Raw genomic sequence first — 14,551 nt, 5'->3', positions numbered from 1 at the left:
TTTCGTAAAACTAATCACCTGGCTCCCAAAGTTTTTGACTTTGCCAGCTATCTGGAAAGCGATCGAATGCTGCTACTCGACAGCGATATTCTATTTTTTCGGGAACCAACCGCTCTGCTTCAGCGCATTGAAGACCCGAATTACTTGCTCAATACAGTTAATGGTGATGTTAAGAGTGCCTATACTGTTGATCCAGCAATCGTTGGCGAGAAGTGTAACATTGAAGTGATCGATCGGTTTAACTCAGGATTGGGGTTAATTCACAAAGCCTCCATCAACCTCATCTGGGTTGAAGAGTTCCTGTCTCTGCCGGATATTTTAGGGCACTTCTGGCGAATTGAACAAACTCTCTATGCTTTGTTTAGCTCTAAGTACGGTGTTGAACTATTACCCGATGAGTATAGTGTTAACCTAGCAGAAGGCTTAAAGGATTTACCCTGCCGCCACTATGTTGGAGCTATCCGACATCTAATGTACGGAGAGGGTATTCAACAATTGGTTCAGCAAGAATTTCTTAAGGCATTAAAGGCATAATGTCTCAACCAACCAATTCACTACGGGTACTAATGATGCCCGACTACCGAGCTGATAATCCCTATCAAGCACTGTTAGCAGAAGCCTTACAACAGCAGGAAACAGAGGTTTACTTTCCAGTAGGATATCGGCGAGTTTTTCCCATCTTTCGAGCACTACAAGACTGTGCTGACTCAACGCAAGTTCTCCACCTGCATTGGATCAGTCCCTATATTAAAGGGACAAATTGGTTACAGCGATCGGTCTATTCAATTAAGTTCCTTCTTGATATTCTGATCGTTCGTGCTACAGGCGTTAAGATTGCCTGGACAATTCATAATCGTCTCTCCCACGAGGCTTTATTTCCTCAACTAGAACTCTGGACAATTCGGCAGTTTGTAAAACTGGTCGATCGCATTATTGTTCATCATTATGCATCTCTTTCTGAATTAGCCGAGCTATATCGATTTGATGTTGGCAAAGCAACTGTAATTCCTCATGGTCATTATCGTACCGTATATGGAAAGGCAATTGCTCCCGCAGAAGCTAGAGCCATTCTCGGATTACCGCCCACTGGCAAGATATATCTCAGCCTAGGAATGCTCCGCCCCTACAAAGGCATTGAGCGATTCTTGCAGACGTGGCAGCGCAATCCAGAGGTGGCTGCAAACCATACCCTGTTAATTGCTGGAAAAACCTTAGATGATGTTTATGGACAACAGTTAACCAAACAGGTAGCGGGAACAAAAGGAGCAATCCTCCATTTAGGCTTTGTAAAAGACCATCTAATTCCAATTTATTTCAGTGCCGCAGACGTCGTTGTCTTGCCATTTGAAAATGTCCTGACGTCCGGCAGCTTAATTCTGGCAATGTCCTATGGTAAGCCTATTATTGCACCACGATCGCCAGGAATTTCTGAAACCTTGGGCACTGCATCAGAGTTACTGTACGACTCACAGGATGAGCAGGGTTTAGTGAGAGCAATGCAACACAGCACGGTTGTTGATCTAGCAGTTCTTTGGCAACAGGTGAACCAGGAATGCGATCGGCTTGGCTGGGAAACAATTGCAGAAAAAACTTGCCTTCTCTATCAATTTCCTATAGGCTAAAGCAATTTTTGGAGAATTAAGTATTGATTAGACAAGCTTCAGTGTTCATGATGATTCTAGTACTTATAACTTAAAGACAAGCTTATAAAACAGGTACTAATTAATTTCATTGGAATCAGAAGATTTTCTAGGTAAAGGTGGTTCTTTTTCTTGATTCAATTTTTCAAGTTTCCTTCTTCCTAATATTTAGGACTGAACTATTCAACTGCTGTTAATAATTAAAATTTCATCAAATTCCAAGTAATATTCTAAAAGCCACATGAGGATTCTATATGATGGTCAGATCTACAGTATTTGTAGAAACCGTGGAATAAATCGATATTTTCAGAACATCATCCAAAATCTGCCTTCTGAGTTTACTCCAGCTATTACGACTAATGATGGCAGCAATAGTTATCCAGTGCATTCTAACCTTAAGTTGTATTATTGCTCGGGTAAAGAGACTCTACCGAAAGATATTTATAGCTGGTATGAAAAAGTTTATTTTAGAACTGTTGCTCTTTTAGGTCAATTCAATATTGTTCATCCCACTTACTACATGTCCGTTGCTCGGTGCGCTCTTTCAAGCTACCACTCCCGCTTGAGATACCCCGTTGTATTAACCGTTCATGATTTATTTCCAGAAATCTTTCCTGAACAATTAGATCCTTCAGGACAGCAAAGGTTTTTCAAACAGGAAGCTATATTGGCAGCTCAGGCAATTATCTGTGTTTCCGAGAATACCAAGCGAGACTTAATCAAATATTATTCAATTCCAGAACAAAGAATAAAAGTCACCCATCTGGCTTCTAGCATTGATGCTACTCTCTCTTATGGTGCTGAATCAGTTCCATCTAACCCCTACTATATTTATGTCGGCGGCCGTGAGTTTCATAAAAATTTCGATCGCTGCCTTCAAGCTTTCGCTAAAGCTGTTTCTATCCAACCTGATCTTTTCCTCTGTGTTGCTGGCGCGCCCTTCAAATTAAATGAACAGAAGTTGATTGCTGAACTCGGTTTAGAGCAACAGATTTTGCATTATGAGTACCCTAGTGATAACCACTTAGCTAAACTGTATCGATGTAGCATTGGTTTAATTTATCCATCATTATACGAGGGATTTGGAATCCCTCCATTAGAGGCAATGTCATGTGGAACAGCAGTAATTACTTCTAATAATTCAAGTCTTCCTGAAGTAGTTGGGAATGCCGGAATTATGTTTGATCCAGCATCAACTGCTGATTTAACTGAGATTCTGCTTTGGTTACTTGATTGCCCAATTGAACGCGAGTGTTTAATCAAGAAAGGATACGAAAGAGCCAAACTCTTTAGCTGGGAGGAAACTGCAGCTAAAACGATAGAGGTTTATGCCTCTGTTGCAGAATAACTTAATACTTTGACAATTCGTTTGTAAGTAGTAAGAAGCTGGCAATCCCCCTAGCTGACCTGAAAAAAGGGAAACTTCAAACCTGAACATTGTATTTAAAGTATAACCAGTGAATTGTCCTTCACGTTTTCCTTTCTACTCCAAAATGAAATACCCTAAGCTTACTCTCCTGACCTGTACTCATAACGGAGAAAGAACAATTCAGCAAGCTTTAGAAGCAATCGCCAATCAAACTGATATTTCCAGGGATCTCTTTGAAGTTCTGGTTGTTGATAATGCCTCTAGCGATCGTACTGTTCAAATTGCTACAGAGACCATTGAACGCTCTGGGATAAACGGAAGAGTCTTAACTGAACCTCGGCTTGGAAAAATGAATGCCTTATTAAAGGGAACCCACGAGGCTAAAAGCGAATTAATTAGCATTATTGACGACGATAACTTCATAGAACCAGGATTCATTCGCTATACGCTTGAAATCTTTGACCAATATCCAGATGTATGCGTAATAGGTTCTTTTAATCGTATTTTTGTTGATCAATCACCTCCTCCTTGGTTTAAATGGGTAAGTGGTCAATATGCTTGCTCACCACCTTGGCTTGCTGATATCGAAACAGTAGCGCAAGGCAGTAAAACAATTGCTCGAACTGCTTCTATTCCTGGTGCAGGTTCAACTTTTCGGGTTAAACCACTCCGACAATGCATTGAGAAAGGATACAGTTTCTTCAACGATACTCAACGCGGAAAAAACATGAGTGTGACTGGCGAAGATCTGGAACTGTGCTGGCTAATGCGTAGTCTCGGTTATAAGTTCGCTTATGATCCCCGTATTCAAATCCGTCATGCGATTGATCCAGAACGGTTGAATTTGAAATATTTCGAGCTTCTCTGTAGAACGCAAGGTGGAGCAAGCCTAGGTACTGATCCATTCATGTTTACCTATAAATATTGTGAAGAAAAATGGCCTATTCAGTGGACTTGGCAGTGGCAGCTTCTGTCTAAATTAAAGCGATATTTCATACTTGTATTCTTTCCCGGGGAAGTTGGGAAATCAGAAGAAGAACGTCGATTCAGAAATTGGGTCTCTAAGGTTTATTGCAGTGGACAAATTAAAAGAATAATGGTTGAACGTAGTAACTATACTAAGCATATTCGTCAGGTTGCTGCAGGAGAATGGACTGAGCTTCGTGTGCTCTAAATAGAGTAGTAGAACCAAATCTTTGAGAAAGTACATCTAGACAGTAATTTCCGCAATATCTTATGAAACGACCTAGCATTACTCTCCTCATTTGTACATATAACGGAGAAAAAACAATTCAGCAAACTTTAGAAGCGATCGCCAACCAAACTGATATTTCTAGATATCTCTTTGAAGTGATTGTTGTTGATAATGCTTCGAGCGATCGTACGTCTGAAATTGCTGCTTCTACTCTACAACGTCTTAACTTAGACGGACGCGTTTTACTTGAACCTCGTATCGGCAAAGTAAATGCCTTTTTAAGAGGAGTCCAGGAAGCACAGGGTGAACTAATTAGCATCGTTGACGATGATAATTTTATAGAACCTGGATTTATTTGCTATACGCTGGAGTTATTTAATCAGTATCCAGATGTAGGAATGGTGGGTTCAAAGAATAGCCTTCACGCTGAGCAGCCTGTACCGCAGTGGTTTTCATGGGTACGCGGGCGTTATGCCTGTGCTCAACCGATGCTGGCAGATATTGAGGTAAAGCTTTCCGGGGGGGCAGTGATTGCTAAAACAGGCGTTATTGCTGGCGCAGGTTCGACTTTTCGGGTTAAACCACTCCGACAGTGCATTGAGAAAGGATACAGTTTCTTCAACGATACTCAACGCGGAAAAAACATGAGTGTGACTGGCGAAGATCTGGAACTGTGCTGGTTAATGCACAGCCTTGGCTATCGGTTCGCCTTTGATCCTCGTATCCAGATTCGTCATGCAATTAAAGCTGAACGTTTAACCCTCAAATATCTTAAAGCGCTAAGCAGATCGCAGGGAGCAGGAGCACTAGGCGCTGACCCATTTATGTTCACCTACAAATTTAACGACAGCAGATGGCCCGTTCAGTGGACTTGGCAATGGCAATTACTTTCGAAAGTAAAACGCTATCTAGAACTTACACTTCTCGGTATGACTCCTAACCGTCTGGATGAGGAATCCCGTTTTAGAAATTGGACGTTCAGGGTAGAGTGTATGGGGGCGATTCGGAGGATTCTTCTGGAGCGTAATAAATATACCAGCCATATCTATCAAGTTGCTGCTGGTGAATGGACTGATTTTCGTGTTCATTAAGTAGAACCTGGAAATTGATTAGAGTTTGAGAAGGGATTGAGACCGGAAGAGTGATTATAGGCTAAAGCGATGGCAATTGAAACAGATATAGATTTTGTAAGCGCAGATACTGAGTTGAGCTGCCAGAAGTTAGATGCAGTTCTTCCACTCACGCTTAATGACTATGAAAGATTCGAAATCCTGCAGCAATCTCTTAACGTTTTCTGTAAGGAGCTTTTCGGAACAATCTGGATTGTAGTTCCGGATGCTCAGTTTTCGGAAATCAGTCAACGAGTAAGGCAGGAAAAATTTTGCGTTATCTCGGAATCGACTTTAATCCCTGAACTTAATTTTTTTTCAGTTAAGGGCTGGTATCTGCAGCAACTTATTAAACTAGCTATTGCCAATCATATTAAAACTAACTTCTATCTCACTTTAGATGCAGACGTTATTTGTGCCAAGCCTGTACAGTTTTCGGATCTGGTGAAAGAGGGCCGGGCAGTATATTATGCGATCGACTCGGATCAATATGAGAATAAATTATGGTATGAGTGGTCACGAAATGCCCTGAAACTTAAGCCACGTTCTCAACATAATTGCTACAATGTGACTCCTGCTGTCTTAAGTAGGGATGTGGTTTTGCAGCTACAGCAGTATCTGAGACAACTATCAAACGCTGAACTTACTTCGGGACTGAAGTTTTCTAGCTCTAAACGAAGAAACCTTATTTTACTATTGTCATGGTTATCCTGTAGAGTTCTGCCAAGGAAATCTGCTTTAAGAGAACAGCTTTTAGACTATAAAACTTATCTCATTAGAAACATACCCTGGACTGAGTACGCACTATACTATAGTTTCTGCGAGATGAAGGAACTTTTAGATCAATATCACGTCCGAATTCCCAATTGTATTTATTCGGGGAAAGAATCGGTCTGGCATGAAGACCAATATACCAAATGGCAGCCTGAAAGTTGGTTTGAGGGAGAACGTAATTTTTTCTTTTGTGTGTTTCAATCAAATACTCAAATTCCTGCTGAGATCATTTGGCAGAAGATAGAAAAGTTTCTTTGCTAGATTCAAAAACTTTTGTATGAATCCTGTCAGGATTGCTATTTTCAACTCTAGTATTCCAACTATAAATAGTTTACCATGCTGCCAAAGGTTAGCATTCTCATTCCCTGTTACAACGCCGATCACTGGATTAACCAAGCAATTCAAAGTGCCCTCGATCAAACCTATCCGCACAAGGAAGTGATTGTCGTGGATGATGGCTCGAGCGATCGTAGCCTTGAAATTATTAAAAGCTTTGGCGATCGTATACTGTGGGAAACTGGAGAAAATTGGGGAGGCAACGCAGCCCGCAATCGATTGCTAGAACTCAGCACCGGTGAATGGCTGCAATACCTGGACGCAGATGATTACCTGCTTCCCGAAAAGATTGAACAGCAGGTCAAATATCTGGCACAGGTTCCAAATGCCGATATTATTTACAGCCCTACCATTTATGAATATTGGCAAAAGGATAATTCCAGACGTGAAGTCCTACCAATTCCTGAACCCCATGATCCCTGGATTTTGCTTGCTCGCTGGTTTTTACCTCAGACAGGCAGTCCGCTCTGGAGAAAACAGGCACTGTTAGAGGTTGGAGGTTGGAAGCCAGATCAGCCTTGCTGTCAAGAACATGAATTATATTTGCGTTTACTGATAGCAGGAAAGCGATTTGAGTACTGTTTTCATGCTGGCGCAGTGTATCGTCAATGGAGCGAATCAACGCTCTGCAAGAAGGACAAATCCAAAACGCAGGAGCAGCGCTTATTGATTAAGGATCGTCTAGAGGAACATCTGAAGAAACAAGGTTTACTGACTGCTGAACGGCAGCATTCCATCAACCAAGCTCGATTTGAGTGTGCGCGAATGATCTGGTCAAGCAATCGAGGCTGGGCAAAACAGTTAGCCGCAAAAATCCAGTCCACTGAGCGTCATTTCATCCCATCTGAAGCAGCTGCTCCAAAGTCTTATCAAATCATTTATCGCTTATTTGGGTTTGCGGCAGCAGAACAAATTGCACAGCTCAAGCGATCGCTGGTTTATTAAACGCTGATTGATTAAATAAAGGGAGTGCCTATCCAATGAATCCACTGCTAGTTTACTCAAATTATGGGTTTGGATCGTACTCCAGCTACTCAGCTCTCTCAAACTATGTCTCATCCTGCAAAGTACTCTCCGCACAGCGCAGGGAACCTAGCAGTATCGTTGCTAAAATTATTAATCGCGCAGTTCGATCCTTTTCAACATCTCGATGGTACAGAACCAGTTCTTTGCAACTTGAATGGACACTATTGCAGCAGCTTAGAGTGGGGAAAACAGATTTAGTTCATTTTTTATGGGCTGAACGGGACTTAGGATACTTTCCTCTTGTTAAATCCTCTGATGCAATTCCCCTTTGCTGCACATTTCATGCCTGTCCTGATGATCTGCCGCAGATTTTAGGCTTTAAAAGACGTCTACAGAGCCTTGACGCAGTAATCATTATGAGTGAGACCCAGCGAGCCTTCTTTGAAAGCAGTGGAGTGCCATCTCATAAAATACATTTCATTCCGCACGGCATCGATACAAATTTTTTTACGCCTGCTAAAAATGAGAAGACCGCAGATGAGTTTATTGTGCTTTCAGTAGGCAGCTACCGAAGAAACTTTCCCCTGCTGCGAGAAGTTGCCTCTAAGCTCAAGCAATATCAGAAAATTAAAATCAAGGTTGTTGGGGCACAAGTTTTCTCTTCCTATTTTTCTGATTTAGACAATGTGGAGGTTATGAACGGCTTGACAGATTTACAACTGCTAGCAACCTATCAGTCATCTTCCTGCCTGGTTTTAGCGATCAAGAATGCAACTGCTAACAACGCTTTATTAGAAGGGATTGCTTGCGGACTACCTGTCATCACAGAGCGGGTTGGCGGAATTCCAGAGTATGTGAACGAAGCGTGTGCAATGCTGATCGATAGTGGAAATGCCAATCAGATGGCTCAAGCAATTATAGAACTTTTTCAATGCCAGCTCACGCAAAACCAGATGGCTAAAGCTGCCAGAGAACGGGCGCTGGAACTTTCCTGGGTTAAAACTGCGATGAAAACGGAGGAACTCTATGCTTCACTAGCATGCTCTACTGGAAGGTAATGCTTTGATTTTATGAAGTTGGCTCTTAACTTTTGAAATTTTAGCATTACGGCAAACTCTTAAAGGATGGCGTTCTCTACCCACTGTCCTCAATGGCAAGATTATTGCCCTAATCACAATTTTGTTCTCCGGACATCAACGCCTGACCTCTGAATAAGTCAATAGTTCTTGCTGATCTCAGCTTATGCTGCAAAAGATAGAAGGCTTAAAAAGTCGCTGGCGTAATCTGTATTACCGATCGCTGGGCGTTAAGCTCAAGGGATATGTCTGGATGCGGCAGATCGAGATTCCCAGAAACTTTAGCGACATTGAAATTGAAGCGGCGGTTGCGCTGGATCGCGGTGTGGTTTTGCTATCTAGCGGCGATCGGACTGCTTATTCCAAAATTCAGATCGGCGGCTATACCTACATTAATCGCAATACATTCGTTGATGCGTCACTGTTGATTACCATTGGGTGTCACTGTGCGATCGGTCCCAACTGCTATATCACTGATCACGATCACGGCACCAACTTAGATCTGCCGCCACTAGCGCAGCCATTAATTGCCAAGCCAACTCACATTGGCGATCGCGTTTGGTTAGGCGCGAATGTCACAGTCCTGAAAGGAGTCACGATCGGGGCAGATGCAGTGATCGGGGCAGGCAGTGTCGTCACTAAAGATATTCCAGAACGGGTGATCGCCGTCGGCACTCCTGCAAAAGTGCTTCGCTATCGAGATGCGCTAACAGAGCCTGAGCAACGGGTTAAGTCTTTACAGCAATGAGTACCTGCCCTATTACGGTTGCCATTCCAACCTATCGTCGATCTGAGCAATTGCTGCGAACCCTCAGACAGATCCAGCAGTGTGTTCCACAACCAGACGAAATCATTGTGCATATCGACAACAATGATTCTGATACTGAATCTGTATTGCAGAGCCATGAGTTTACAAATGTAGTCATCATTAAAAGCTCTATTCAAGTGGGGCCTGGTGGAGGGAGAAATATTGCGATCGTGCGTGCCAAACATTCGATCGTTGCCAGCTTCGATGATGACTCCTATCCGATCGATTCAGATTATTTTGCTCGATTAATTCAATTGTTTGAAATGTTCCCCAAAGCAGCCGTGATTGGCTCTGCGATTTTTCATCAGAATGAAATGATTACTGCTGATGAATACACGGCAACCTGGGCAGCAGATTTTGTTGGGTGCGGCTGTGCATACCGCAAAGAAGTTTTCCTACAAACAAAAGGGTATGTACCACTCCCCCTCGCTTATGGAATGGAGGAAACCGATCTTTCGCTGCGACTGCACCATTTGGGATGGGGAACTCTATACAGTCCCTGGCTAAGGGTGTTTCATGACACCAAACTAGAACATCACAACAGCCCCAAGATTACTGCCGCCAGCATTGCCAATCAAGCGTTGTTGACCTATCTTCGATATCCAATGAGCCTATGGTGGTTGGGTGGAATGCAGTGCGTGAGCCGGGTTTCCTGGCTGATGCGGCATCAACGGTGGAGCGGGATTTTGACAGGGCTGGTTTCAATTCCAAGACTCATCCGGCAACAGCACTCCCATCGGCAAACCGTTTCGGCTCAGTCGCTCTTGTCCTATTTACGGCTGCGTCGCGGCGGAACTTCCAATATTCCCAGCTTAGAAGTGCCATGAACTGTTCATCCTGGATTTGCTGTCAGCTTGGTGCGCGGGAACACTATGCCATTCCCCGATCACTGCATCAAACGGGTCAGCTCACGTCTCTAATTACCGATGCTTGGATTCCGCCTAACTCAGCGTTTAACGCACTGCCGAGTTCCCTACTACGCAATTTGCGCGATCGATTTCATCCTGATCTAAAGACGGCTTCGGTTCAGGCGTTTACTGCATCTCTGCTCCAGTTTGAACTGAGCCAGAAACTCAAAAAAACAGGCGAATGGGAGCGGATGATTGCTCGCAATAACTGGTTTCAGCAGCGAGTGATCCGGCAACTCCAGACGATGGTTCCCCAATTTTCAGCAGCAGGCATTCGTCCCACCTTGTTTACCTATAGCTATGCGGCTTTAGAAATTCTGAAGTACGCGAAGTCTCAGGGATGGCAGACGGTTTTAGGACAGATTGATCCAGGTCCGGTAGAAGAAGAAATTGTAATCCGCGAACATCAGAAATATCCTTCTTTGGCTCCGTCCTGGCAGCCTGTACCGCCGTCATATTGGGAAACCTGGAAACAGGAATGTGAAATCACCGATCGTATCATTGTCAATTCTAACTGGTCGCGTCAGGCGTTGCAGCAAGCAGGGATTAATACAGACAAAATCGAGATCGTCCCATTGGCTTACAGTCCACCAGAAGCGGCACGATCGTTTCAGCGCGTTTATCCCGACAAGTTTTCCGCCGAGCGACCGTTGCGGGTGCTGTTCCTGGGTCAGGTGATTCTGCGAAAAGGCATTGCTGCACTGTTAGAGGCAGCCGATAAGCTGAAGGATGAGCCGATCGAATTTTTGATTGTGGGAGCAATTGGCATTGATAGATCGCAAATTAACCTACCGAACATCCGCTGGTTTGGAGCAGTGCCGCGCAGCGAAGCAGCTCAATACTATCAGCAAGCCGACGTATTTCTTTTCCCAACCATGTCTGATGGGTTTGGACTGACTCAGCTAGAAGCACAGGCATGGAAATTGCCGCTGATTGTGTCCAGATTTTGCGGAGAAGTGGTGAAAGATGGAGTAAATGGATTAGTTCTGCCAGAAGTGGCAGGAGAATCGATCGCAGATGCGTTAATAGGCTTAATCATAAAACCTACACAGTTTAATGACTTATCTAGTGCTTGTAGCAAATTATTTCAGTGTTCAAAAACTTTGTCTGAACAACTAAAAAACATTTAATTAACACAGCTAAAAATACTATATCACCTGAACCATGAAAGCTTCTGTAATCGTACCTTCCTATCGTCGTTTTCAGCCGCTCCTCAACACAGTCAGGGCTCTCCAAAAACAGAAATATCCAGATTTTGAGATCATCGTCGTTGACCAAAATCCAGCATGGCCCGATGAGTGTCAGGCAATATTACAGGAGATTCGTCAAGATCCCAGAGTAGCCTGGTTAAGTCAGGAAAAGCCTGAAGTTGTAATTGCCAGAAACACAGCAGTACAGCAAGCAAAGGGCGATATTATTATTTTTATTGATGACGATGTAGAAATTAACGATCAACAATTTATTGAAAGACATCTTGCTAATTATAGTGACCCGTCAATCCACGTTGTAATTGGTCGTGAATGTCAGAAAAAAGATGATACAGAGCAGTTCTTACCCGAAGAACTGCAAAATTCTTCTAGTCTTGAATACTTATCTAAACTTTCTCCTCTACAGCAAACTCTGTGGTTCGATCGCAACAGCAATTGCCGCACTCCGGTTTGTTCATTCTCAACTTGCAATGGATCAATGCGCAAAGAGGTCTTCCTGGCAGTAGGTGGATTTGATGAGGGCTTTCGTGGTAATTCTTACGGGGATGACTATGATTTAATTCTAAGACTCAATAAATTAGGCTATCAAAGTGTTTATGATCCAAAAGCCTGGCTGATCCACCTGAAAGTACCAATGGGCGGATTAAGAATGAGCGACTTAAAAAATCGGGTGAATTATTCGAGAACATCGACCGGATTCTGGCTTTTCCTTCTCCGGCACAGTACGCCTAGTATGTTTTGGCATTTACTCTACAACCATGTCCTGCGAAAAACAGTACTCCTTAAAGCAAACTTGAGGTATCCTTGGCGGCAATTTGTAGTTATTCCTGGAGTCATTTCTGGTTTACTTCAAGCCTGGATTCTATTGAAAGAAGGCCCAAAATCTTGCTTTAAGGTTTCTCAAGAGTCATGAGTATCAAAGGGTTTCAGAAAATTTTATTGAAAGGAAACAGATCTCATTCTTCAGGATTAGCCTGTGAATGTTCATGAAAAACTCTGCTTCTTTTGGAAGCAGGGAACCGCATTAGTTCGATTTCTGGAGGCTAGGAACGAAGTTTGATTTAAATGAAAATTGAGAGATTACCGTTCTCAAGAAAGTTTTTGAATTAGGGCCTGATTATTTTGGCTATTTCACCACGAGCGCTTCATGGACAGACTGAAAGTAACCTTTTACTCAATTTTGCCTTCACCCTATCAGCGCGATTTATTCTATGAATTATCCTGTCGTCCTGAAGTCGATCTAAAAGTTCTTTATTTAGAATCTTCTTATCCTGATAATCCCTGGTCGGAGAAACCGCTTCAGCTCTATGAGAAAACTTTATTAGGAGGATGCCTTACCTGGGGAGCATCTCGGTTCCATTACAATTGGCATCTGCCTCAGCTAAAAAACACTGATGTTATTGTGTTTAATGGCTATCAAAATCTAGCTGCCCAACAGATTTTGCACACGCAATCCAAACAACTTCCCTGTATCTTCTGGGGAGAGAGAATGGTTGCGAATTCTATGGGCGTTAAGGGGCAGGTGCAGCGACTCCTTGCGGCAGGATTAGGGCAATGCCGGGCGATAGTGGCAATTGGTTCTCGCGCTCAGCAGGACTACCAGCAACGATTCCCAAAACTCCCCATTTTTAACATTCCTTACTACTGCAACCTTTCGGATTTTAAAACAACAATCCAACGTCCGCGCCATCCTATTACAATTCTATTTTGCGGACAGATGATCGAGCGCAAGGGCGTAGATTTACTACTGCAAGCTTTCGATCGCCTCATTCAAACCGGAGCCAAAGCACGGCTGTTGCTGGTTGGGCGTGAAGCCGAATTGCCGACCATGATGCAATCAATTTCGGCTGACGCAAAGCAATCTATTAACTACGCTGGGTTTCACGATCCAGAGTATTTGCCCCAATTCTTTGAGCAAGCCGATATTTTTGTGTTGCCCAGTCGCTACGACGGATGGGGTGTAGTTGTAAATCAAGCACTCGGAGCCGGACTGCCAATTATCTGCTCGGATGCTGTGGGTGCGGCTCCAGATTTGGTCGAACCAGGAGTGAATGGGGCGATCGTGCCTGCAGGCGACGCGAAGGCTTTGTATTCTGCCCTGATGCACTATATTTCTAATCCAGAAACGATCGCAGCCGCTAGCCAAGCTTCGATTACGAAAGGTGTCGCTTGGACACCGCAAGTTGGAGCAGAACGCTGGGTAGAGGTTTTTCAGAAATTTTCGGATTTAGCCGCGGGGAATAGAAGAAAAGGGTAGAGAAGATAACCAACAATAATAATGCGGGGGTGCAATCGATGGTTTGGTCAAACGAGTTTAACGAAACCGAAATTATAGACGATTCGCAGCTGTATACCCCTCCGTTTCCAACGATAACGGGAACTGTTTGCCTACTGTTTGGCGTATTACTGTCTTATACCCTTTATCCTGCTGAGGATACCCCCTCAACAATGGCGCGAGTAGCAGCGATCGGGGTTGGGATTGCTTTTCTCGTAAGCGTCTGGTTTGACAGTCGTAAAGGATTACGCAATCTGTTTCGGACCGATCTGCTCTGCATCCTCGGTTTATACGGGTTAACGTTGGCTGAATTTCTCTTTCCTCAAGAGGAATTTAACAATATGATTGACCCGAGCGGAACTACCAATGCGCTCAATCTGGTCTTCCTAGGGCTAGCAGGACTAGCGATCGGGCGACATCTTGTTGCCCCAACTCCAGTGCATTCTCGGTGGTTAAAGCTGGGAGAGATCTCTAACCAGACACTTTTCTGGGGCGTTGTGCTGGCGGCATTTTTTGCCTATCTGTATATGCTGATAACGGTTCAATTTAACCCTGCTGCCTTAATTGAGGGAATGCTGGGCCCGCGCTTTTCGGAACCCTGGGCGCGAGGTCGGCTGGGGGACTGGACAAGTGTACTTACTGAATTGAGTCTTTTATCTTTTATCATTCCGCCGGTGATGGCAGTTGCCTGGAATCGCCGTTACACCTTTCCGCTTTGGCAGTTTGTGGTAATGAGCAGTCTCTTTGCTCTGGTGATGTTCCATTCGTTTTCATCAGGCACACGCAACACGTTCATTAGCCACATCGCAACCTTTATCATGAGCTATTTGCTCACATTGCCCCACAATAACTTCAAAAATACCGTTATTCCAATTCTAGTGGCGGGC

At 43.7% G+C, this 14,551-nt stretch carries 14 protein-coding genes; all 14 read left to right on the top strand.

Annotated features, from left to right (window positions below; genetic code table 11):
• The coding region (locus H6F80_RS28080; RefSeq protein WP_518523676.1) for a hypothetical protein at positions 1 to 534 on the top strand (534 nt) is incomplete at its 5' end.
• Complete coding sequence (locus H6F80_RS28075; protein ID WP_190794815.1) at positions 534 to 1,622, top strand: glycosyltransferase family 4 protein; 1,089 nt, start codon at positions 534 to 536, stop codon at positions 1,620 to 1,622. The genes H6F80_RS28080 and H6F80_RS28075, both read left to right, overlap by 1 nt.
• A gap of 259 nt (positions 1,623 to 1,881) precedes the next feature.
• Positions 1,882 to 2,988 carry a glycosyltransferase family 4 protein gene (locus H6F80_RS28070; protein ID WP_190794814.1) on the top strand — a complete coding sequence of 369 codons (1,107 nt, stop codon included), beginning with the start codon at positions 1,882 to 1,884 and terminating at the stop codon, positions 2,986 to 2,988.
• Positions 2,989 to 3,133: 145 nt separating this feature from the next.
• Positions 3,134 to 4,183 carry a glycosyltransferase family 2 protein gene (locus tag H6F80_RS28065; protein WP_190794813.1) on the top strand — a complete coding sequence of 350 codons (1,050 nt, stop codon included), beginning with the start codon at positions 3,134 to 3,136 and terminating at the stop codon, positions 4,181 to 4,183.
• Between the two features lie 62 nt (positions 4,184 to 4,245).
• The gene (locus H6F80_RS28060; protein WP_190794812.1) at positions 4,246 to 5,295 is read left to right on the top strand and encodes a glycosyltransferase; all 1,050 of its coding nucleotides are present in this window, start codon (positions 4,246 to 4,248) and stop codon (positions 5,293 to 5,295) included.
• Positions 5,296 to 5,364: 69 nt separating this feature from the next.
• The gene (locus H6F80_RS28055; RefSeq protein ID WP_190794811.1) at positions 5,365 to 6,348 is read left to right on the top strand and encodes a DUF6492 family protein; all 984 of its coding nucleotides are present in this window, start codon (positions 5,365 to 5,367) and stop codon (positions 6,346 to 6,348) included.
• 75 nt (positions 6,349 to 6,423) lie between these two features.
• Positions 6,424 to 7,368 (top strand): glycosyltransferase, encoded by a 945-nt coding sequence (locus tag H6F80_RS28050; RefSeq protein WP_190794810.1) that lies wholly within the window; start codon positions 6,424 to 6,426, stop codon positions 7,366 to 7,368.
• A gap of 35 nt (positions 7,369 to 7,403) precedes the next feature.
• Positions 7,404 to 8,447: a glycosyltransferase family 4 protein gene (locus H6F80_RS28045; RefSeq protein WP_277879282.1), complete on the top strand. Its 1,044-nt coding sequence runs from the start codon at positions 7,404 to 7,406 to the stop codon at positions 8,445 to 8,447.
• A 184-nt stretch (positions 8,448 to 8,631) separates the two neighbouring features.
• Positions 8,632 to 9,213 carry an acyltransferase gene (locus H6F80_RS28040; protein WP_190794808.1) on the top strand — a complete coding sequence of 194 codons (582 nt, stop codon included), beginning with the start codon at positions 8,632 to 8,634 and terminating at the stop codon, positions 9,211 to 9,213.
• Complete coding sequence (locus H6F80_RS28035; protein ID WP_190794807.1) at positions 9,210 to 10,100, top strand: glycosyltransferase family 2 protein; 891 nt, start codon at positions 9,210 to 9,212, stop codon at positions 10,098 to 10,100. Before H6F80_RS28040 ends, H6F80_RS28035 begins: the two co-directional genes overlap by 4 nt.
• On the top strand, positions 10,097 to 11,311 hold the full coding sequence (locus H6F80_RS28030) for a glycosyltransferase family 4 protein (RefSeq protein ID WP_190794806.1): 1,215 nt from the start codon (positions 10,097 to 10,099) through the stop codon (positions 11,309 to 11,311). The genes H6F80_RS28035 and H6F80_RS28030 overlap by 4 nt, the downstream gene beginning before the upstream one ends.
• 34 nt (positions 11,312 to 11,345) lie before the next feature.
• Positions 11,346 to 12,302: a glycosyltransferase family 2 protein gene (locus tag H6F80_RS28025; RefSeq protein ID WP_190794805.1), complete on the top strand. Its 957-nt coding sequence runs from the start codon at positions 11,346 to 11,348 to the stop codon at positions 12,300 to 12,302.
• Between the two features lie 234 nt (positions 12,303 to 12,536).
• On the top strand, positions 12,537 to 13,646 hold the full coding sequence (locus H6F80_RS28020; RefSeq protein WP_190794804.1) for a glycosyltransferase family 4 protein: 1,110 nt from the start codon (positions 12,537 to 12,539) through the stop codon (positions 13,644 to 13,646).
• Positions 13,647 to 13,684: 38 nt separating this feature from the next.
• Positions 13,685 to 14,551, top strand: an 867-nt coding sequence (locus tag H6F80_RS28015) for a hypothetical protein (protein WP_242067619.1), incomplete at its 3' end; no start/stop codon positions are given.

Source organism: Leptolyngbya sp. FACHB-711, assembly GCF_014695615.1.
In the GTDB taxonomy this organism is placed as follows: domain Bacteria; phylum Cyanobacteriota; class Cyanobacteriia; order Elainellales; family Elainellaceae; genus Leptolyngbya_A.
This window is presented reverse-complemented; position numbering and strand designations above follow the sequence as displayed.

Excerpts from the sequence above, each read along its gene's own strand:
- H6F80_RS28075 (WP_190794815.1), top strand. The coding sequence starts at position 534 with ATGTCTCAACCAACCAATTCACTACGGGTACTAATGATGCCCGACTAC.
- H6F80_RS28070 (WP_190794814.1), top strand. The coding sequence starts at position 1,882 with ATGAGGATTCTATATGATGGTCAGATCTACAGTATTTGTAGAAACCGT.
- H6F80_RS28065 (WP_190794813.1), top strand. The coding sequence starts at position 3,134 with ATGAAATACCCTAAGCTTACTCTCCTGACCTGTACTCATAACGGAGAA.
- H6F80_RS28060 (WP_190794812.1), top strand. The coding sequence starts at position 4,246 with ATGAAACGACCTAGCATTACTCTCCTCATTTGTACATATAACGGAGAA.
- H6F80_RS28055 (WP_190794811.1), top strand. The coding sequence starts at position 5,365 with ATGGCAATTGAAACAGATATAGATTTTGTAAGCGCAGATACTGAGTTG.
- H6F80_RS28050 (WP_190794810.1), top strand. The coding sequence starts at position 6,424 with ATGCTGCCAAAGGTTAGCATTCTCATTCCCTGTTACAACGCCGATCAC.
- H6F80_RS28045 (WP_277879282.1), top strand. The coding sequence starts at position 7,404 with ATGAATCCACTGCTAGTTTACTCAAATTATGGGTTTGGATCGTACTCC.
- H6F80_RS28040 (WP_190794808.1), top strand. The coding sequence starts at position 8,632 with ATGCTGCAAAAGATAGAAGGCTTAAAAAGTCGCTGGCGTAATCTGTAT.
- H6F80_RS28035 (WP_190794807.1), top strand. The coding sequence starts at position 9,210 with ATGAGTACCTGCCCTATTACGGTTGCCATTCCAACCTATCGTCGATCT.
- H6F80_RS28030 (WP_190794806.1), top strand. The coding sequence starts at position 10,097 with ATGAACTGTTCATCCTGGATTTGCTGTCAGCTTGGTGCGCGGGAACAC.
- H6F80_RS28025 (WP_190794805.1), top strand. The coding sequence starts at position 11,346 with ATGAAAGCTTCTGTAATCGTACCTTCCTATCGTCGTTTTCAGCCGCTC.
- H6F80_RS28020 (WP_190794804.1), top strand. The coding sequence starts at position 12,537 with ATGGACAGACTGAAAGTAACCTTTTACTCAATTTTGCCTTCACCCTAT.